The organism is Xanthomonas sp. BRIP62415 (assembly GCF_003993515.1).
Lineage (GTDB): Bacteria > Pseudomonadota > Gammaproteobacteria > Xanthomonadales > Xanthomonadaceae > Xanthomonas > Xanthomonas euroxanthea.
Genome location: NZ_QEZH01000029.1, coordinates 353612 through 373328, shown reverse-complemented (window position 1 = coordinate 373328; position 19717 = coordinate 353612). Strand labels below are relative to the sequence as shown.

The 19717-nt window shown below is 66.5% G+C and carries 15 protein-coding genes and 1 riboswitch; of the genes, 11 read left to right on the top strand and 4 right to left on the bottom strand.

Annotated features, from left to right (window positions below):
* The 5 genes from minC to EO141_RS15785 form a co-directional block, all read left to right on the top strand.
* Nucleotides 1-372, top strand: a 372-nt coding sequence (minC, locus tag EO141_RS15805) for a septum site-determining protein MinC (protein ID WP_127169640.1), incomplete at its 5' end; no start/stop codon positions are given.
* A gap of 36 nt (nucleotides 373-408) precedes the next feature.
* Nucleotides 409-1218, top strand: a complete 810-nt coding sequence (gene minD, locus EO141_RS15800; RefSeq protein WP_046342008.1) for a septum site-determining protein MinD — start codon at nucleotides 409-411, stop codon at nucleotides 1216-1218.
* 2 nt (nucleotides 1219-1220) lie between these two features.
* Nucleotides 1221-1478, top strand: coding sequence for a cell division topological specificity factor MinE (gene minE / locus EO141_RS15795; protein ID WP_005994583.1), 258 nt, complete (start codon nucleotides 1221-1223; stop codon nucleotides 1476-1478).
* 63 nt (nucleotides 1479-1541) lie between these two features.
* Nucleotides 1542-2039, top strand: a complete 498-nt coding sequence (locus tag EO141_RS15790; protein WP_104582419.1) for a hypothetical protein — start codon at nucleotides 1542-1544, stop codon at nucleotides 2037-2039.
* A gap of 328 nt (nucleotides 2040-2367) precedes the next feature.
* A complete protein-coding gene (locus EO141_RS15785) occupies nucleotides 2368-3183 on the top strand; it encodes a sugar phosphate isomerase/epimerase family protein (RefSeq protein WP_127169639.1) in 816 nt (271 codons plus the stop codon).
* On the opposite strand, the gene EO141_RS15780 is transcribed toward EO141_RS15785, so the two are convergent.
* Nucleotides 3180-4463 carry a HAMP domain-containing sensor histidine kinase gene (locus EO141_RS15780; protein ID WP_127169638.1) on the bottom strand — a complete coding sequence of 428 codons (1284 nt, stop codon included), beginning with the start codon at nucleotides 4461-4463 and terminating at the stop codon, nucleotides 3180-3182. The genes EO141_RS15785 and EO141_RS15780 overlap by 4 nt on opposite strands.
* Nucleotides 4456-5172: a response regulator transcription factor gene (locus EO141_RS15775; RefSeq protein ID WP_104650291.1), complete on the bottom strand. Its 717-nt coding sequence runs from the start codon at nucleotides 5170-5172 to the stop codon at nucleotides 4456-4458. Before EO141_RS15775 ends, EO141_RS15780 begins: the two co-directional genes overlap by 8 nt.
* A gap of 136 nt (nucleotides 5173-5308) precedes the next feature.
* On the opposite strand from EO141_RS15775, the gene EO141_RS15770 reads away from it, so the two are divergent.
* The 5 genes from EO141_RS15770 to EO141_RS15745 all read left to right on the top strand — a co-directional run bounded on the left by EO141_RS15770 (nucleotide 5309) and on the right by EO141_RS15745 (nucleotide 14408).
* On the top strand, nucleotides 5309-7042 hold the full coding sequence (locus EO141_RS15770) for a glycosyltransferase family 39 protein (protein WP_164739241.1): 1734 nt from the start codon (nucleotides 5309-5311) through the stop codon (nucleotides 7040-7042).
* Nucleotides 7043-7142: 100 nt separating this feature from the next.
* Nucleotides 7143-7907, top strand: a complete 765-nt coding sequence (locus EO141_RS15765; protein WP_127169636.1) for a phosphatase PAP2 family protein — start codon at nucleotides 7143-7145, stop codon at nucleotides 7905-7907.
* On the top strand, nucleotides 7904-9559 hold the full coding sequence (locus tag EO141_RS15760; RefSeq protein ID WP_127169635.1) for a phosphoethanolamine--lipid A transferase: 1656 nt from the start codon (nucleotides 7904-7906) through the stop codon (nucleotides 9557-9559). The genes EO141_RS15765 and EO141_RS15760 overlap by 4 nt, the downstream gene beginning before the upstream one ends.
* Nucleotides 9560-10332: 773 nt before the next feature.
* Nucleotides 10333-12351 (top strand): M2 family metallopeptidase, encoded by a 2019-nt coding sequence (locus EO141_RS15750; protein WP_127169634.1) that lies wholly within the window; start codon nucleotides 10333-10335, stop codon nucleotides 12349-12351.
* A 131-nt stretch (nucleotides 12352-12482) separates the two neighbouring features.
* A complete protein-coding gene (locus EO141_RS15745; protein WP_127169633.1) occupies nucleotides 12483-14408 on the top strand; it encodes an XVIPCD domain-containing protein in 1926 nt (641 codons plus the stop codon).
* 119 nt (nucleotides 14409-14527) lie between these two features.
* Here EO141_RS15745 and EO141_RS15740 read toward each other — a convergent pair whose 3' ends face one another.
* Together EO141_RS15740 and EO141_RS15735 are read right to left on the bottom strand one after the other, a co-directional pair.
* Nucleotides 14528-14929, bottom strand: coding sequence for a hypothetical protein (locus EO141_RS15740; RefSeq protein WP_104649754.1), 402 nt, complete (start codon nucleotides 14927-14929; stop codon nucleotides 14528-14530).
* A gap of 16 nt (nucleotides 14930-14945) precedes the next feature.
* Nucleotides 14946-16199 (bottom strand): multidrug effflux MFS transporter, encoded by a 1254-nt coding sequence (locus EO141_RS15735; RefSeq protein WP_126971306.1) that lies wholly within the window; start codon nucleotides 16197-16199, stop codon nucleotides 14946-14948.
* Nucleotides 16200-16456: 257 nt separating this feature from the next.
* Nucleotides 16457-16571, top strand: a riboswitch (glycine riboswitch).
* 89 nt (nucleotides 16572-16660) lie between these two features.
* Here EO141_RS15735 and gcvP point away from each other — a divergent pair.
* Nucleotides 16661-19534 carry an aminomethyl-transferring glycine dehydrogenase gene (gene gcvP, locus EO141_RS15730; protein WP_206514811.1) on the top strand — a complete coding sequence of 958 codons (2874 nt, stop codon included), beginning with the start codon at nucleotides 16661-16663 and terminating at the stop codon, nucleotides 19532-19534.
* Nucleotides 19535-19717 lie beyond the last annotated feature (183 nt).

Below are 19717 nucleotides of genomic sequence, written 5' to 3'. Positions count from 1 at the left end.
GCTAATATGGTTGCATGCGTCCAGGCGCCTGCCGCGCGGCCGGCACCTGGACGCATGCAACGCAACGCGGTGCGCTCGGGCCAGCAGCTGTATGCGGAGAACTGCGACCTGACTGTCCTCAGTACGGTCGGTGCCGGAGCGGAGGTCATCGCCGACGGCAGCATCCATATCTACGGTACCCTGCGTGGCCGCGCGTTGGCCGGCGCCCAGGGCAACCCTGACGCGCGCATCTTCTGCCGCGACTTCCACGCCGAACTGGTTGCCATCGCTGGCCACTACAAGGTGCTGGACGATGTTCCCATGGACCTGCGTGGCAAGGCCGTCCAGGTCTGGCTGGAGCAGGATCAGATCAAGATCGCTGCGCTGGATTGACGCAGCCCAACCACAGAAATATTTCGGAGAAATCCTTTGGCTGAAATCATCGTAGTCACCTCCGGCAAGGGCGGCGTCGGCAAGACCACCACCAGCGCGAGCCTGGCCTGCGGGCTGGCACGGCGCGGCAAGAAGGTCGCCGTCATCGACTTCGACGTCGGTCTGCGCAACCTGGACCTGATCATGGGCTGCGAGCGGCGCGTGGTGTACGACTTCGTCAACGTCGTGCATGGCGAAGCCACGCTCAAGCAGTCGCTGATCAAGGACAAGCGCTTCGACAACCTGTACGTGCTGGCTGCCTCGCAGACCCGCGACAAGGACGCGCTGACCCAGGAAGGCGTGGAGAAGGTGCTCAAGGACCTGGCCGCCGACGGCTTCGACTACATCGTCTGCGATTCGCCGGCCGGTATCGAGAAAGGCGCATTCCTGGCGATGTACTTCGCCGACCGCGCGGTGGTGGTGGTCAATCCGGAAGTCTCCTCGGTCCGCGACTCGGACCGCATCATCGGCCTGCTCGATTCCAAGACCCGCAAGGCCGAGCAAGGCCAGACCGTGCCGGCCTTCCTGCTGCTGACCCGCTACAGCCCGGGACGCGTGGAAGGCGGCGAGATGCTCAGCATCACCGACGTGGAAGAAGTGCTCGGCCTGAAGGCCATCGGCGTGATCCCCGAATCCGGCGACGTGCTCAATGCCTCCAACAAGGGCGAGCCGGTGATCCTGGATGCCGAGTCCCCGGCCGGCCAGGCCTACGACGACGCGGTCGCCCGCATCATGGGCGAAGAGCGCCCGATGCGATTCACATCCGTGGAGAAGAAAGGCTTCTTCAGCAAGCTGTTCGGAGGGTAAGCATGGGCCTGCTCGATTTTCTCAAGAGCAAGAAGAACACCGCCGAGACGGCCAAGAACCGCCTGCAGATCATCATTGCGCAGGAGCGCAACCACCGCGGCGGTCCGGACTACCTGCCGCTGCTGCAGCGTGAATTGCTGGAAGTGATCAAGAAGTACGTCAACATCGACGCCGATGCGGTGCGGGTGGACCTGGTCAAGGATGGCGAGCATGACGTGCTCGATATTTCCGTCGCCTTGCCCGAAGACGGCGACAAGTAAGCGATACCTGCAGCACCGTGCCTGCACGGTGCTGCGGTGACGGCCCGAACCGACCGCGAGCCTTTGCGTGTGACCATCGATTCTTCCTCCAGCGCCGAGCCAGCCAGCGTGTTGTGCGTGGGCGATATCGGCCTGGATGCACCCACTGCCCTGCTCTCAGGTTATGGTTTGCGCCTGCATCGGGTGGACGCCGGCGCGCCGATCCCTGGCAGTTTCTGGGGCGAACCGGAGGCCGGCATCATCGGCTGCGATGTCTATGTGCGCGACGACACGCCGGTGCATTCGCTATTGCACGAGGCCGGGCACCTGATCGTCCTGCCGGCCGACAAACGCGCGGCCGTGCATACCGACGCGACCGATTCGGTGGATGAAGAAGACGCCACCTGTTACCTGCAGATCCTGCTGGCCGAGCAATTGCCGGGCGTGGGCAGCGCGCGCCTGATGGCCGACATGGATACCTGGGGCTACACCTACCGGCTCGGATCCACGCGCGCCTGGTTCGAGCAGGACGCGGACAATGCGCGCAGCTGGCTGCTCGCGCGCAACCTGTTGCCGCAGTAACGCCGGATCGCCGCTACCTGATCGTCAGGCCGTGGCGTACCTGCAGGCCGGCATGCACAGGCTGCCAGCATGCAGCCCCCGAATCGAGCCAGTGGCCACGCACTGCAGGGCCACTTCACTGTGTGGCACAAGCAGGCCGCAGACGACGGGGTCGTCAGCATCCGCGTAGACCACGCCGAATGCTCGCGCGTAAAACATGCCGGCTGCCGTCTCCGTGCAGGTCGCGCGCATCGCCAGGCGCGGTGTTTCGTAGCACTGCAGGTCACGCCGCGCAGCATCACCACGGCGCAGACATCTCCTCAACGCCACGCCGCGTAGGCTGCAGCGCATGCATAGCCTGTTTCTCAACACGGTGCTGCTGGGCGGCACCGCAGCCGATAAATTGTCGGCCGCGCAGGCGGCCGGCTTCGATGCGGTCGAATTGTGGGAACAGGATCTGCAGCAGTTGGCGCGATCGCCGGCGCAGGTGCGCGGCGCCCTCCACCAGCTCGGGCTTGGACTGACCGACTACCAGGTGCTGCGCGATGTGGACGGTGCCGCTGACGCGCACCGCGACCGTTGCCGCGCGCACGCGCTACAGATGCTGGAAACCGCCGCCGCGTTGGGCGCGGGTGTGGTGCAGGCACCGGCCAATACGCGTGCCGACGTCGTGCCTGCACGGATCGTCGAGGATCTGCGCTGGCTGGGCCGTGCCGCGGCGGAGCACGGCCTGCGCATCGCCTACGAACCGATGGCGTGGAGCACGGTCAATCACACCCTGCCTGCCGCGTGGGCAAGCGTGCGTGCCAGCGGCGCGGACAACATCGATCTGGTGGTGGATGCCTACCACCTGTTCGCGCCAGGCCGTGGGCTGGACGACCTGGACGCCATCCCGGCCACGCGCATCGCCAATGTGCAGTTATGCGATGTGGCGCAGCCGGTGGCGCCAGGTGCGCTGGCCGCGGTGGCGCGGCATGCGCGGCTGCTGCCGGGCGAAGGCTGCTTTCCGCTGTCGGCGCTGTTGCAGCGCCTGGCCGGCATGGGCTACACAGGGCCGATCGGCATCGAGGTCTTCAACGATGCCCGCAAGGCGGCCGCTGCTCCGGCCACCGCGGCGGCGGCGATGGCCGCACTGCGCAGCTGCCTCGAGCGTGCCGGCGCTTAGCCGCGCTGCGCGCCGCTGAGATCCAGCGTCACCACCGTGCCCTGCCCCGCGCTGGAATCCAGGTGCAGATGCCAGCCCAGATGCTCGCAGAGCCGTCCGATCAGCTCCAGCCCGATGCCGTTGCCCTGGCGTGCGTTGTCGCGCGCCAGGCGCGCGTAGATCGCGCTGATCTCCTCCGGCGTCATGCCGTGGCCCGGGTCGGCAATGCGCACTACCCCTGGTGCCGATAGCGAAACGCGGATGATGCCCCGGTCGCTGTTCTCGATCGCGTTGCGCAACAGATTGCCGATGGCGGTCTGCACGATCGCCACCGGTGCGGTGAGGCTGCATGGCGGAAGCGGGTCGGTGAGCACCTGCAGATCCTTGTCGGCGAGCAGATGCGCGTGGTCGGCGACGATCTCCGGCAGCAACAGATCCAGGCGCAGCGTATCGCTGCTGCGCGTCAGCCGGCCGGGGTCCTTGGCCAGCACCAGCAACAAGGTGATCAACTGCTCTACCGCGGCGCTGGTCTGCGCGATGCGCTCCAGTTGATGACGCACCGCCGACGGGGTGCCGGGTTGTTCCAGTGCCAGTTCGGCAGCGTTGCCGATCACCGCCAGCGGGGTGCGCAACTCGTGGCTGGCACTGTCGATGAAGGCGCGTTCGCGTTCGACGAACTGGCCGTTGCGATCGAGATAATCGTTGAGCGCATCGGCAATCACGTACAGCTCGGCGCTGCCCTGCGGGCCAACAGCAATGCGTTGTGCACGCCGCTCCGGACGCAGCGCACCGATGTCGCGCGCCAGCTCCACCAGCGGGCGCACCAGCCGCGCCATCGCATACGTGCCCATCAACAAGGTGATGCCGATCAACGCGACACCGGCGGCCAGCATCCAGCGGGTGATGAACTGCTCCAGCGCTTCGAAGTCGGTGATATCCAGCACCAGCGCCAGGCGCCCGGCATGCGGGGTGTCGCGCACCATCACCGCGCTCTGGCGGCCGGCGATCTCCAGCTCGTCGTGCAGGCCGGGATGCAGCGTGCGCAGGACCGGCGGCACCGTCGCGCTGCCGTCGACGCGATACAACCGCAGGGTGTCCGAGTCCTGCCAGCGGTAATCCGGATTCTGCGCACTGCGGTCCAGGATGCTGTCCAGTTCCGAATTCAACAACGAGCGCCACACGCCGTGTTCCGCGCGCTCGTGCAGATACTGCGCGGTGCCGAACACCGCCAGCACCATCAGCAGCGTGTAGCCGAACAACCACACCAGCACGCGGCGGCCCAACGGGCGCTGCCTAAGCATCGCTGCACTCGCCCGTGGACTGATCGCCGGCGCCTTCCAACGGCGCCAGGCGATAGCCCAGCCGCGGCAGCGTATGGATCAGTTTCTGCGCGAATGGGCCATCCACGCTGCGGCGCAACTCGTAAATATGCGAGCGCAGCATGTCGCCATCGGGCGGATCGTCGCCCCAGAGCGATTGCTCAAGACGCTGCCGGGTGACGGCGGCGGGGCTGGCCTGCATCAGCACTTCCAGCAACTTGCGGCAGGCCGGATACAGGTGCAGCACCTGGCCGGCGCGGGTGGCTTCCAGGGTGGACAGGTCCAGGCGCAGATCGGCCACCTGCAGCAACTTGCCGCGTCGGCGCCCATGCGCACGCGCCAGCAGGGCCTCGATGCGAACCTCCAGTTCCGGCAGCGCGAACGGCTTGGTCAGGTAGTCGTCGGCACCGGCGCGGAAGCCGGCGATCTTGTCGGGCAACTCGTCGCGGGCGGTGAGCATGATCACCGGCAATTCGGACTGGTGCTGCTCGCGCAGGCGGCGCAGTACTTCCGGGCCGTCCATGCGCGGCATCATCCAGTCCAGCACCAGCACGTCGTAGTGCTGGGTGGTGGCCAGGTGCAGGCCGGTGACGCCATCGGGCGCGGCGTCCAGGGTGTGCCCGCGCGCTTCGAAATAGTCGAACAGGTTGGCAACCATGTTGCGGTTGTCTTCGATGACCAGCAGCCGCATGAGCGCGTTTCCAGGGCGGCCCGGCAGGGACGATGTGCGCATCCTAACCGAGCCTGGCCGAACACGGCCGCTCTGGAGGGTTCCGACAAAATTCCGACCTGCCAGCCGGATAGTGTGGCGCCCCACCGCTCGGGGCGTGCGCGTGTCGCCTGCCATCTCCGCCGCCACTTCCCGCCAGCGCGCACTGCTTGCCGCCGTGGTGCTGATCATCGTCAGCCTGCTGGCAGGCCTGGGCCTGCGCCAGCCCAACCCACCGGATGAGCCGCGCTTTGTGCTGGCCGCACGCAGCATGGTCGAGACCGGCCAGTGGTTGCTGCCGCATCGCGGCCGCGACCTGTATGCCGAGAAGCCGCCGGTGTTCATGTGGTTGCAGGCCGCCAGCTATGAGCTGGTGCCGCACTGGACCGTCGCCTTCCTGCTGCCTTCGCTGCTGGCTGCGCTCGCCACCTTGTGGCTGACCTGGGACATCGCGCGGCGCCTATGGAACCGGCGCGTGGCGCGTCATGCGGTGCTGGCGTTGTTTGCGGTGCTGCAGTTCGGCCTGATGGCCAAGCGTGCGCAGATCGACATGGTGCTGGTCGCGCTGACCACGCTGTCGTTGTGGGGGATGCTGCGGCATCTGCTACGCGGGCCGGACTGGCGCGCATGGACGCTGGGGGTGTTCGCAGCCGGCGTGGGCACGGTCACCAAGGGCGTGGGCTTCCTGCCATTGCTGCTGTTGCTGCCGTGGATGGCGCTGCCGCGCAGGCACTGGAGCGTGCTGCCGGCACGCGCGCAGGCCGGGCGCAGCTGGTTGCTGGTGCTGCCGGCGTTTCTGGCCGGCACTGCGGTATGGCTTGGCCCGCTCGGCATCGCGTTGTGGCAGAGCAACGACCCGGCGCTGCACGCGTACGCGCACGAGTTGTTGTTCAAGCAGACCGGCACCCGCTACGCGCACGCCTGGCATCACCTCAAGCCGGCCTGGTACTACCTGCAGGTGATCGCCACGCTGTGGTTACCGGGTTGTCTGTTGTTGCCCTGGTTGCTGCCAGCGTGGTGGCGACGGCTGCGGCGCGGCGACCCGCGCTATCTGTTGCTGCTTGCCTGGAGCCTGCTGGTGCTGGTGTTTTTCAGTGCCAGCCCGGGCAAGCGCGAGGTCTACATCTTTCCGATGCTGCCGGCCCTGTGCATCGCCGCCGCACCGCTGCTGGCCGGGCTGCTGCGCAAGCGTGGCGTCCGCGTGTTGCTGACCGGCTACCTGCTGCTGCTTGCGCTGGCCGCTCTTGCATTGGGCAGCGGCATCGCACTGCATCTGCACTGGGCGGAAAACACTGCATTGAAGCGTGGCATGGCGTTGGCCTCGCTGCAGTCGGTCGGTGTGTGGTTGATCGGCCTGGGCGTGGTCGGCCTGGCGGCACTTGCCTGGTCGCGCGGCAAGCGCACCGGCACCGCGGTGGTGGTGGTGACCGCCGCGCTATGGATCGTCTATGGCCTGGGCTTGATGCCTGCACTGGATCCCTACAGCTCTGCTGCGCGGGTGATGCAGCGCGTGGGGCAGCACATCGGCCCGGATGCCGAGCTGGGCATGCTGGCCTGGCGCGAACAGAACATGCTGCAGGCGGACCGGGCGGTGACCGACTTCGGCTTCAAGGCAAGCTGGCAGCAGCAATGGGCCAAGGCAGGCCCCTGGCTTGCACACGCCCCCGAGCGTCGTTGGTTGTTCGTCCTCAAGCAGGCAGTACCGGCCTGCATCGATCCGGCGCAACGTTTCGATGTTGGCGAATCCAATCGCAATCAATGGCAGTTGGTGCCGGGCACGGCATGGCATGCCGGTTGCGTTGCAACCGCCTCCGACACCAACACCGGCGGTGGCGACAGCGAGACAGACTGAACGCCGGATAGCGCGTTAACCGCCGGACAACTCCGGTCCGACCGCTTTCCGACATGCCGCTTTCGAAGATGCCGGGCATAGACCACCGGCCGATGCTTCGATGACCACGCTTCCCGTATACGCACCTGCCCTGGCGCGCACAGCCACTGTTGCGCAAACCCGCTTTCTCGTTCGGCATCTATGGCTGCCGCTGGCAGGCGTACTGGTGCTCAGCGCGTTGTTGATGGGCGCCGGCGGCGACCAGTGGGTTGCCGATGCGCTGTATCGGCTGGAAGGTGGGCAGTGGCTGCTCAAGGACCACTGGTTCACCAGTGGCGTGATTCACTGTGTCGGCAAATGGTTGAGCACCGCTGGCGCTGTCAGCGTGCTGGTGCTGGCGCTGGTTGCCTGGTACCGGCCGCGCCTGCGCGTGCTGCGCTGGCCGCTGACGTATCTGGCTGCATCGATCGCACTGTCGACCTCGCTGGTGTCCTTGCTCAAGTCGTGGACGGCGATGGATTGCCCGTGGGATCTGAGCCGTTACGGCGGCACCCAGCCGATGATCGGGCTGTTCGAATCGCGCCACGGCATTGCTGCGTCCGGTTGTTTTCCTGCAGGCCATGCCAGCGCCGGTTATGCGTGGGTGGCGCTGTATTTCTGTGCGCTGGCACTACGTCCCGCGTGGCGTGTTCCTGCATTGTGGCTAGGCATCGCGGCAGGGTTGTTGTTCGGGATTGCACAGCAATTACGCGGCGCGCATTTCCTGTCGCATGACCTGTGGTCGCTGGCGGTGTGTTGGGGAACTGCACTTGCACTGTACTGCGTGATGCTGGCTCGACCGCATCGCGCCAATGTTGTGGTGTTGCAATCGGGGGATGCAGCATGAGTACCTATCTACCGCAATCGCGTGGTTTCAAGCGCCTGCGCGCACTGAGCTGGACGACGCGACCGACGGTCTCGACCGAAACCTTGGTGTTGTTGTCGAGTCTGTTCTTCGCACTGGTGTGCAACCAGCTGTTCTGGCACACGGCCATGGCCACGCATCCGGGCAGCCTCGGGTTTGCCATCTCGTTGATGGCCTTGCTGGTGGCCGTGCATGCGTTATTGCTGGGCCTGCTGGTGTGGCGCTGGAATGCCAAGCCGCTGTTGACGCTGCTGCTGTTCACCACCGCGCTGGCTGCGCACTACATGGACAGCTACAACGTCTACCTGGATGCGGACATGCTGCGCAACGTGCTGCATACCGACCACAAGGAGTCGCGCGAACTGCTCACGCCCGGCTTGATCCTGCCGCTGCTGTGCTACTTCCTGATTCCGGCCACGCTGTTGTGGCGCACGCGCCTGCAGGCACGCGGCATCGGCAGATCACTGGCAATCCGTGCCGGCTTCTTGCTGGTGGTGGCAGTGGGCGGCGCGGCCGGCGCGATGCTGTCGTCACAGGACGTCTCGGCGTTGATGCGCAATCACCGCGAGGTGCGTTACCTGGCCACGCCGATCAACTACATCGTGGCACTGCGGCAGAACCTCAAATCCGATTCGCCGATCAAGCATGCGCCCAAGCAACCGGTCGAACACGATGCCATGGCCACACCACGTGCACCGGGAAGCCGTCCGCGCCTGCTGCTGGTGGTGCTGGGCGAAACCGCACGTGCGCAGAACTGGGGCCTCAACGGCTATGCGCGCCAGACCACGCCCGAGCTGGCCCAGGCCGGGGTGATCAATTTCCCCGACATGCATTCCTGCGGCACCAGCACCGAGGTCTCGGTGCCGTGCATGTTTTCGCCGTTCGGCCGCCGCGATTACAACGAGGACACGATCCGCGGCCACCAGTCGCTGCTGCATGTGCTCGAACACGCCGGCATTTCCACGCTGTGGCGCGACAACCAGTCCGGCTGCAAGGGCGTCTGCGATGGCCTGGACATCCAGAAGCTGGACGATGCCACCACGCCAGGGCTGTGCGCCGATGGCCGTTGCATGGACGAGATCCTGCTGAGCGACCTGGCTGCGCAAGTCCGCGCAAAGCCCGGCGACCGCGTGGTGGTGCTACATCAACTCGGCAGCCACGGGCCGAGTTACTTCGAGCGCTACCCGGCACAGTTCGAGCGCTTCAAGCCGGTGTGCAAGACCGCCGACCTGGGCAGTTGCAGCCGCCAGAACATCGTCAACGCCTACGACAATTCCATCACCTATACCGATCACTTCCTCAACCAGGCCATCCACACGCTGCGCGGGCTGCAGGACTACGACACCGCGATGATCTACCTCTCCGATCACGGGGAATCACTGGGCGAAAAAGGCCTCTACCTGCATGGCGTGCCATACGCGATCGCGCCCAAGGAACAGACCCACGTGCCGATGGTGATGTGGTTCTCGCCGGAGTTCGCACGTGACCGCGGCCTGGACGAAGCCTGCCTGCGCCACCGTGCCGGCCAGTACACCGATCAGGACGCGCTGTTTCCGTCGGTGCTCGGTCTGATGCAGGTCAAGACCAGCGCCTATGCACGCGAGCGCGATCTGTTTGCGCAATGCACGGGATAAACGACTGGGTAATCCGAACTTGGTTATCGAGTGCGCGGCGCCCCTCAGACATGGAGCCGACACGTCATGATCGAACAGGGCGCATCCGGCACTACTCTTCCATGCACACCGACCATCTCGACTGGTCCTTGCCCGCCCACCGTCGCAGGACCTTGAGCGGCATGGATGCCGCGCCAGAGCCTACACGGACGTACTTGCGGCGTGTCCTGCGATGGTGGGCGGGCAAGGGCCCTGCAGTAAACTTGCAGCGTCGAGGGCGCGGTGCCCTCACAGCTTGCAGGACACGCCGTGAACCCGTCCCTGGGGGCTCGGTGGCGGCATCCATGCCGCCACACGGTCCCGCAATCGGCGAGGACACCGCACCAGACGGTGTGCTGATTGTTTTGCTGAAAGCCATGCACACCGACCATCTCGACTGGTCCTTGCCCGCTCACCATCGCGGGACCTTGAGCGGCATGGATGCCGCGCCAGAGCCTACACGGACGTACTTGCGGCGTGTCCTGCGATGGTGGGCGGACAAGGGCCCTGCAGCAAACCCGCAGTCCGAGGGCGCGGTGCCCTCACCGCACCAGACAGTGTGCTGGTTACTTTGTTGAAAACCATGCACACCGACCATCTCGACGGGTCCTCGCCACACATCGTCGCGGGACCTTCGTCTCCCCTGATCAGCAGATATGCACCTGCAGACGTCCGCGTCGCGTGCGCAGTGACAGTGCTTGCGGTAGATCGCGCTGCGTTCTAGCCTGCGTCGGACTTCACCGCAAGGACCACCCGTGAACCCTCGTTTGTTGTGGCTGGCGCTGGCCGTGGCCGCCGGCACGCTGTCGTTGTCGGCCTGCCGTCGGGATACGGCAGCACCCGCCAGGCCCGCTGCGGCCAAAACCGTGCCGCAGGAAAGCGCCGACCAGTTTGTTGCTCGCATCAGCGCCGAGTACAAGGCCGCGTACCCGGAAGTCACTGCCGCGCAGTGGTTGTCTTCGACCTACATCAATGGCGATTCCCAGTTGCTGGCCGCCAAGGCCAACGAGCGCTCGCTGGCGCAGCTGGACCGCTGGATCGAACAATCCAAGCAGTACGCAGGTACCCCGATGTCGGCCGACAGCGCGCGTGCATTGCAACTGCTGAAACTGATGAGCGCCCTGCCCGCGCCACGCGACCCAGCCAAGCTGGCGGAGCTCACCCGGATCGCCGCCAAGATGGAAGGCGACTACGGCGCGGGCAGTTATTGCGTGGGCGATGGCGAGCAACGCCGCTGCCGCCAGCTCGGCGAGCTGGAGCAGGTGCTGGCCAGCAGCCGCGATTACGCAGAGCAACTGGATGCCTGGCAGGGCTGGCATGGCACCGCAATCCCGATGCGCAAGGACTACCAGCGATTTGTCGAGCTCGCCAACGAGGGCGCGCGCGGACTGGGCTTTGCCGATGTCGGCGTGCTATGGCGCAGCGGCTACGACATGCCGCCGGCGCAACTGGCCAGCGAAACCGACCGTCTCTGGGAGCAGGTCAAACCGCTGTACGCACAACTGCAGTGCTATGCGCGCGGCAAGCTCGATACGCAATACGGCAAGGACAAGGGCGAGCTTGCCGGCGGCATGTTGCCCGCACATCTGATGGGCAATATGTGGCAGCAGGACTGGAGCAATCTGTGGGACCTGCTGCAGCCGTATCCAGGTGCCGGCGATCTGGACATCACCGCCGCGCTGGAAAAACAATACCAGGGCAACCTGAGTGCGGTGCTGGCACGCACCACGGGCACCGAAGGCGGCAGCGGCGCCCGCTTCCAGGCCGAGCGTGAAGCGCAACTGCGCACCGCAAGACAGATGACCGAGCGTGCGCAGGACTTCTACACCTCGCTCGGCATGCCCAAGCTTCCCGACACCTATTGGCAGCGGTCGCAGTTCATCAAGCCCCTGGACCGCGACGTGGTCTGCCATGCCAGCGCGTGGGACATGAACATGGGCGGCGAGCCAAACCAGAACATCGGTGCGGACGTGCGCACCAAGATGTGCATCAAGCCGACCGAAGAGGATTTCACCACCATCTACCACGAGCTCGGCCACATCTATTACGACCTGGCCTACAACCCGCTGCCGCCGCTGTTCCAGAACGGCGCCAACGATGGCTTCCACGAAGCGATCGGCGACACCATCGTGCTGGCGATGACGCCCAGGTATCTGCAGTCGATCGGCATGGTGGGCGAACAACAGGCCGGCCGCGAGGCGCTGATCAATTCGCAGATGCGCATGGCGCTGAGCAAGGTTGCCTTCCTGCCATTCGGTTTGATGATCGACCGCTGGCGCTGGGGCGTATTCGATGGCTCGATCACCCCCGAGCACTACAACCAGGCCTGGTGGGAGCTGAAAGCCAAATACCAGGGCGTGGCGCCGGTGACCCCGCGCGGCGAGGAGTTCTTCGATGCCGGCGCCAAGTACCACGTGCCGGGCAACACGCCGTACACGCGCTATTTTCTGGCGCATATCCTGCAGTTCCAGTTCTACAAGGGCCTGTGCGAAGCCGCAGGCCATCAAGGCCCGTTGTACGAGTGCAGCTTCTACGGCAACAAGGACGCCGGGCAGAAGTTCTGGTCGATGCTGCAACGTGGCGCCAGCCAACCCTGGCAGACCACGCTGAAGGAACTCACCGGCAACGAGCGCCTGGATGCCGGCCCGATGCTGGAATATTTCGCACCGATGAACGAGTGGCTGAAGCAGCAGAACCAGGGGAAATTGTGCGGCTGGCAGGCGACCGCGCCCGCTGCCGCCAGCAACGCGCCGCCGCCTGCCGCGATGCACTGACGCGCCGCTTTCCCTGCGGCATGCGGCGGCCGCCGCCCTGGCCGCCGCATAACATTGATTTGATAAATGCCAAAAACGCCGGCGATATACTGCGCGCCCGCTGCACCGGCGCAGCATGCAGGATGCATCCAATGAACAACGCCTCCACCGGCCCGGACCCGCGCGACGCGGACACCAACAAGCAGCTCATCGACGACGCGAACGACCGCGCGTTTGACCCGACCTACAGCAGCAAGAACAGCGACTATTCGGTGGAACTGGGCAGCAGCACCGTGGAGCTCAACCCCGAAGATCAGTCGGTCAAGTATTCCCATACCAGTGAGCAGGGCAACGGCAGCCAGGCCCGGCCACTGGGCGAGAACAGCCTGCAGACCAGCACCTCGCTGGGCCTGGGCAAGCTCAGCGATGCCGACGCGAAGACCACCACCTTCAATCTGGAGGCCGACGCGCGTACCGGCCAGCAGCAAAGCCTGCAGACCCGGCTCGGCGACGGCAAATTGAACATCGAAGCTGGCGTCAGTGGCGGGCAGCGCATGCGCTACGCACTGACGCTGCCCGGTGCCGACCAGCCTGCAGAGGCTGCCACGCGCGTCAATCCGCTACAGCCGGAGAGCCTTCCGATCGGCGCGCGTGCGGTGATGGACACGCAGACCTACACCCAGCGCGATTCCTCGGCGAGCCTGCAACACCTCAGCATGCAGAGCGAGATCACCGAAGCCAGCGGCCGCAGCTACCTGATCGAGCGTGTGGACGAGCGCCACGTGCGGGTGGTGACCGGACCCAACGCAGCCATCGAGGCGGTGAACGCAGCTGGCTTCAAGGTGGGACCGGCGCAGGCCCTGCTCGGGCGCGCCGACTCCCTGGGCCAGTCGCGGGTGGAGAGTGCGCAGTTCGACCTGGCCGATCCGCGTGCGGTCGCGGCCATGGGCCAGTTCGTGCGCGAGGGCACGCTGGCATCAGGCGTGCCCGGCGTCGACGAACAACAGACGCTGGAGCGCATCAACTTCAGCTCGCAGCAGCGGCTGCAGCTGGAATTGGGCCCGCTCAGCGCCGATGTGGCCGGCAACCGCAACCAGGGCAGCCAGGTGCGCATCAGCACACCGGGCCAGGACGGCTACACGGTGGTGCAACAGCTGCAATACGGAGACAACGTGCCGCTGACGATCGTGCGCCAGTACGACGGCAACGACACCGAACGCGTGCAGGACCGCAGCTACAGCTTCGAGATCGATGGCGACGTTGCCACGCCGGGGCTGCTGCAACGCCTGGGCGGGCGCAACGAGGCCAGCGAGGAAAAGGCGATCGCGCAGAATCTCAACAGCGCGCTGAGCGGCGAGATGGCGGGCACCGGTGCGATCGCGCCAGGGCAGAAGACCACGCTGGCCTTCAGCGAGGCGCAGATGCAGGCGCTGATGGAGCAGACCCAGGCCAGCGTCGAGGCCAGCAGGATCGGCGGCAGCTCGCTGGTCGGCGACCGCAGCGCCGCGCCGCAGTCACCCGAACGCTTCGCGATCGCGATGGCCCGCAATGTGGGCGGCACGCCGTATCCATTCGTCGAGCGGCTGCAGCGCATCAGCGACGGTGCCGATGGGACATACGACGGCCAGTTGCAGCGCATCGATGCCGAGGTCCTTCCGCGCCAGGCGGCGACGGCGGCCGCCGCCTCGGATGCGCGCCATCCGGCCAATCCGGACCATGCGCTGCTGAACCAATGCACCGCAGCGGTGGAGCAGCTGGAGACCGCGCGTGGCCGCGTGCCCGATGCGGACAGCGAGCGCCTGGCAGCCGGAGCGCTGGTGGCCGCGCGCGAGCATGGGCTGCAGCGCGTGGATCACGTGGTGCTGGGGCGCGACCCGGCACAGGGCTTCGTGGTCCAGGGGGCGCTGGATTCGCCGGCCCACCTGCGCGGACCATTCGATGCGCAGGCCGCGCAGCAGACGCCGGTGGACCACAGTCTGCAACGCGCGCAGGCGCTGGGCGCCGGGCAGGATCGCAACGCCGCCGCGCAGGAACAGACGCAGCAGCAGGACCTGCAGCGACAGGCACCGACGCGCTGATCCGGCGCACTGGCTGATCCGCAGCCAGGCGCTGGCGCAGTTCAGCCCGACCACTGCCCATCCACGCGGAATGGGCAATGGTCGGAATCGGCTTCGCCGACACCGCTGCGTGTATGGCCTCAGTTGGGACGCGCGGGCACCAGCTTCTGCGCGAACTCGATCCGGAACGCCTCGAAATCCCTGCCGTCGGCAGCGGCCTCGGCATGCGCCGCATCCTTGAGCGTGTCCGAGTAGGTCAGCCGTACCGGCGTGCCCTGGCGTTCGTGCAACTCGGCCGCGCGCATGATCAGGGCCAGCACCTGGGCGGCACTGGTGCTCTCGCCGGCGATGCGGCCGTCCATGCCGAGCACCCATTCGCCGTCGCGGCGGACGATGCCGGCCAGGAGCGTGCGCTGCTGGTCGCGCAGTTCGGCATGCGGCTCGATCGGCGAAACTGGCGCGGGATTGGCGGCGGCCTGGTTGCGCAGGCGCTCGGCGGCGCGCTTGCGGGCGTCGCGGCGCAGCTTGGAATCGGTGGACATGCAGGCTCCTGTGAGGTCAGAGATGGTCGGCCGGCTCCAGAGGCACGGCCTCTTCGGCCTGGCGGCGGCGTAGACGGCGGCCGCTGCGGCGCTCCCAGCGCCAGAATAGCCAGCCCAGCAGGAAAAAACCGGTCATGCCGATCGCCAGGTGGCGCGGGTGTTCACTCAGCAGCGGCGACAGCACCCCGGCCACCAGCGTATTGGTCATCAACTGGGTGAAAGCCTGCAGCGAGGACGCCAGGCCGCGCTGGTGCGGGTACATGTCCAGCACTGCCAGCGCCAGGATCGGGAAGATCAGCGCCATGCCCAGGCCGGCCAGGAAGATCGGCAGCACCGCCCATGGCAGGGCGATCTGCGCTGCCGTCATGGTGTAGCCCAGGTTCGCCAACGCCGCCACGCCGCAGCAGATGAAGCCGATGCGGATCTGCCGCACCGGGTCCATGCTGCCGGCCATGCGCCCGGACAGGAACGAGCCCAGCGTCATGCCGCCGATGGTGGGAATGAACAGCCAGGCGAAGTCGCCTTCGCCCAGGTGCAGGTGGCGCATGATCAGCACCGGCGCCGAGGCGATGTACAGGAAGATGCCGGCGAAGTTGAACGCACCGGCCGCAGCCAGGCGCTGGAAGCGCGGGTTGAAGCCGATCCGCACGTAGTCGTGCAGCAGGCGCTTGAGCTGCAGCGGCGTGCGCGCCTCCACCGGGTGGGTCTCCGGCAGCCAGGTCAGCGTGGCCACCAGCAGCACCAGCCCGAACGCCACCAGAAACCAGAAGATCAGCGGCCAGCCGGCGCCGCTGAGCAGGATCCAGCCGCCGATGATCGGCGCGATCGCCGGGGCGATGCCGAAGATCATCGACACCTGGCTCATCAGCCGTTGCGCGTCCGGGCCCTGGAACAGGTCGCGGATCACCGCCCGCCCGACGATCATGCCGACCCCGGCCGACAGGCCCTGCAATGCGCGGAACGCCAGCAGGGTGGGCAGATCCTGCGACAGCGCGCAGCCCACCGAGCCGGCGATGAACAGCACCAGCCCGCCCAGGATCACCCGCTTGCGGCCCCAGGCATCGGACAGCGGGCCGTGCGCGATGCTCATCAGCCCGTAGGCGAGCAGATAGACGCTGATGGTCTGCTGGATCGCCACCTCGTCCACCGCCAGGCTGCGGCTGAGCCGCGAGAACGCCGGAAAGATGGTGTCGATGGAAAACGGACCAAACATCGCCAGCCCGGCGAGCAGCAGCGCCATGCGACGGGTGGAAGGCGTGGTGGGGGGCATGCAGGGATCCGAAACGTGGTGCACCGGGGGACGCACGCCGGCACCGCCCTGGGGGGCGGCGTCGGGATGAGCACAAGGGCGTCGATGATAGGCGCTCGCCGTTGCAAGGTTAAGCAGACCCGAGTGCATGGGCCTGCCGCATGCGCTCCGGCGCGTGCGCACGCAGGCTATAATCGGCTGGCAACACGGTGGGAGAAGCGGCACTGCCGCTGCCGAAGGCGCAACAGCCCGTAATCGCTCAGGCCCGATACCATCCGCAGTACAACTCTGGAGAGACCGGCCGATGCCGGCGCCGAAGGGGCACGGAACGCAGGCAGGCCCAGCGCCATGCCGCGTTCTTAAACTCTCAGGCAAAAGGACAGAGGGGCGCGAGGAAGACTGTCGCTGCGACAGGAGGTGATGCGCTGCGCGCATCACGCCGGTCCGGTGGTTGTCGACCATTCGTCTGCCCCCTGCCCCGGATGCCCGCCATGTCCCAGACCACGTCTTCCTTGCGCGACCTCGAACACCACAGCGCGTTCGTCGAACGCCATATCGGCCCCAACGACGCAGAAATCGCACAGATGCTGGAGGTGGTCGGCCACGCCTCGCTGGATGCGATGACCGATGCGATCGTGCCGGGCAACATCAAGTCGCCTGCGGCGCTGGCGCTGCCCGAGGCGATCACCGAAGAAGAAGCGTTGGCCAAGATCCGCGCCATTGCCGGCAAGAACCAGGTGCAGCGCAGCTTCATCGGCCAGGGCTACTACGGCACCCATACGCCGAAGGTGATCCTGCGCAACATCCTGGAAAACCCGGCCTGGTACACCGCCTATACGCCGTACCAGGCGGAGATTTCGCAAGGCCGCATGGAAGCGCTGATCAACTTCCAGACCCTGTGCGCCGATCTCACCGGCATGCAGATCGCCAACGCCTCGCTGCTGGACGAGGCCACCGCCGCGGCCGAAGCGATGACGCTGGCCAAGCGCTCGGCCAAGTCGAAGTCGGAGACCTTCTTCGTGCACGACGCAGTGCATCCGCAGACCCAGGAACTGCTGCGCACCCGCGCCGAGCCGCTGGGCATCGTGCTGCGCGTCGGCACGCCGGAGGAAGCGCTGCAGGCCGAGTGCTTCGGCGTGCTGCTGCAGTACCCGGACAGCTTCGGGCATATCGGCGATCACGCCGCGCTGGCCGAGGCAGTGCACGCGCAAGGCGGGCTGGTCGCGGTGGCGACCGATCTGCTGGCGCTGACGCTGATCGCCGCGCCCGGCGAATGGGGTGCGGACATCGTGGTCGGCAATTCGCAGCGCTTCGGCGTGCCGTTCGGTTTCGGCGGCCCGCATGCGGCCTTCATGGCCTGCCGCGATGCCTACAAGCGCTCGATGCCGGGCCGGCTGATCGGCGTGTCGATCGATGCCGCCGGCAACCCGGCCTATCGCCTCACCTTGCAGACGCGCGAACAACATATCCGCCGCGAGAAGGCCACCTCCAACATCTGCACCGCGCAGGTACTGCTGGCGGTGATGGCCTCGATGTACGCGGTCTACCACGGCCCCGCGGGCCTGACCCGCATCGCGCGGCGTACCCATCGCCTGGCCGCGATCCTGGCCGCCGCCTTGCGCGGCGCCGGCGTCAGTGTGGGCGAGCATTTCTTCGACACCCTGCACGTCAAGGCGATCGATGCCGATGCCATCCACGCCAAGGCGCGTGCGGGCGGCATCAACCTGCGCGCGATCGACAGCGAAGCGGTCGGCATCAGCCTGGATGAAACCAGCACGCGCGCCGACGTGGTCGCACTGGCCGCGTTGTTCGGCGCGCAGGCAGATGTGGACGCCCTCGATGCCGCCACCGCCGACGCGTTGCCGCAGGGCCTGCTGCGCAGCACGCCCTTCCTGACCCACCCGGTGTTCAACACCCACCACAGCGAGCACGAACTGCTGCGCTACATGCGCTCGCTGGCCGACAAGGACCTGGCGATGGATCGCACCATGATCCCGCTGGGCAGCTGCACGATGAAGCTCAATGCCACCGCCGAGATGATCCCGGTGACCTGGCCCGAGTTTGGTGCGATCCATCCGCTGGCACCGGCCGAGCAATCGGCCGGCTACGCGCAGCTGATCGATGAGCTGGAAGCGATGCTGGTCGAATGCACCGGCTACGACGCGGTGAGCCTGCAGCCCAACTCCGGTGCACAGGGCGAGTACGCCGGCCTGCTGGCGATCCGCGCCTATCACCGCGCGCGCGGTGAGGCGCACCGCGATATCTGCCTGATTCCCGAATCCGCGCACGGCACCAACCCGGCCTCGGCGCAGATGTGCGGCATGACCGTGGTCGTGACCAAGTGCGATGCCAACGGCAATGTCGATGTCGACGACATCCGCGCCAAGGCGGAAAAGTACTCCGGGCGCCTGGCCGCGTTGATGATCACCTACCCGTCCACCCACGGCGTGTTCGAAGAGGACGTGGTGGCGATCTGCGAAGCGGTGCATGCGCATGGCGGCCAGGTCTATACCGACGGCGCCAACATGAATGCCCTGGTCGGCGTGGCCAAGCCCGGCAAGTGGGGCTCGGACGTGTCGCATCTGAACCTGCACAAGACCTTCTGCATTCCGCATGGCGGCGGCGGTCCGGGTGTGGGTCCGTGCGCAGTGAAGTCGCACCTGGCGCCGTTTTTACCGCGCACGCTGGGCGGCGAAGGCGACGTCGGCATGGTCAGCGCAGCCAGCTACGGCTCGGCCTCGATCCTGCCGATCAGCTGGATGTACGTGACCATGATGGGCAGCGCCGGCCTGCGCAAGGCAACCCAGGTGGCCCTGCTCAACGCCAACTACATTGCCAAGCGCCTGGCGCCGCACTACAAGACGCTGTACACCGGCCGCAATGGCCTGGTGGCACACGAGTGCATCCTGGACATCCGCCCGCTGGAAAAGACCAGCGGCATCGGCGCCGAGGACATCGCCAAGCGCCTGATCGACTTCGGCTTCCACGCACCGACCTTGAGCTTCCCGGTCGCCGGCACCTTGATGGTGGAACCGACCGAAAGCGAATCGCAGCATGAGCTGGACCGCTTCATCGACGCGATGATCCAGATCCGCGAGGAAATCCGCGCCATCGAGGACGGCCGCCTGGACCGCGACGACAACCCGCTCAAGCACGCCCCGCACACCGCCACGCAGGTGTCGGCCAGCGAGTGGACCCACGCCTACCCGCGCGAACTGGCCGCCTTCCCGCTGCCCAGCCTCAAGCAGCAGAAGTACTGGCCGCCGGTCGCACGCGTGGACAACGTCTACGGCGACAAGAACGTGATGTGCGCCTGCATCCCGGTGGATGCCTACAAGGACGACGTGGAGGCGTAAGCGCTGCCCTGTCGCGCTGACGTGTGGCATTCAAACCCAGCCCGGGAATTGCCGGGCTGGGTTTTTCGTTTCTGGCGGCAGCAGTCAGTGTCTGGACGCATAGCGCGTTGCTGCCGTAGCCGGGCACGGCTTGGGTTGGGTTGGGTTGGGACCATCAAGCGACGCCAAGACTCACCGTCGCGG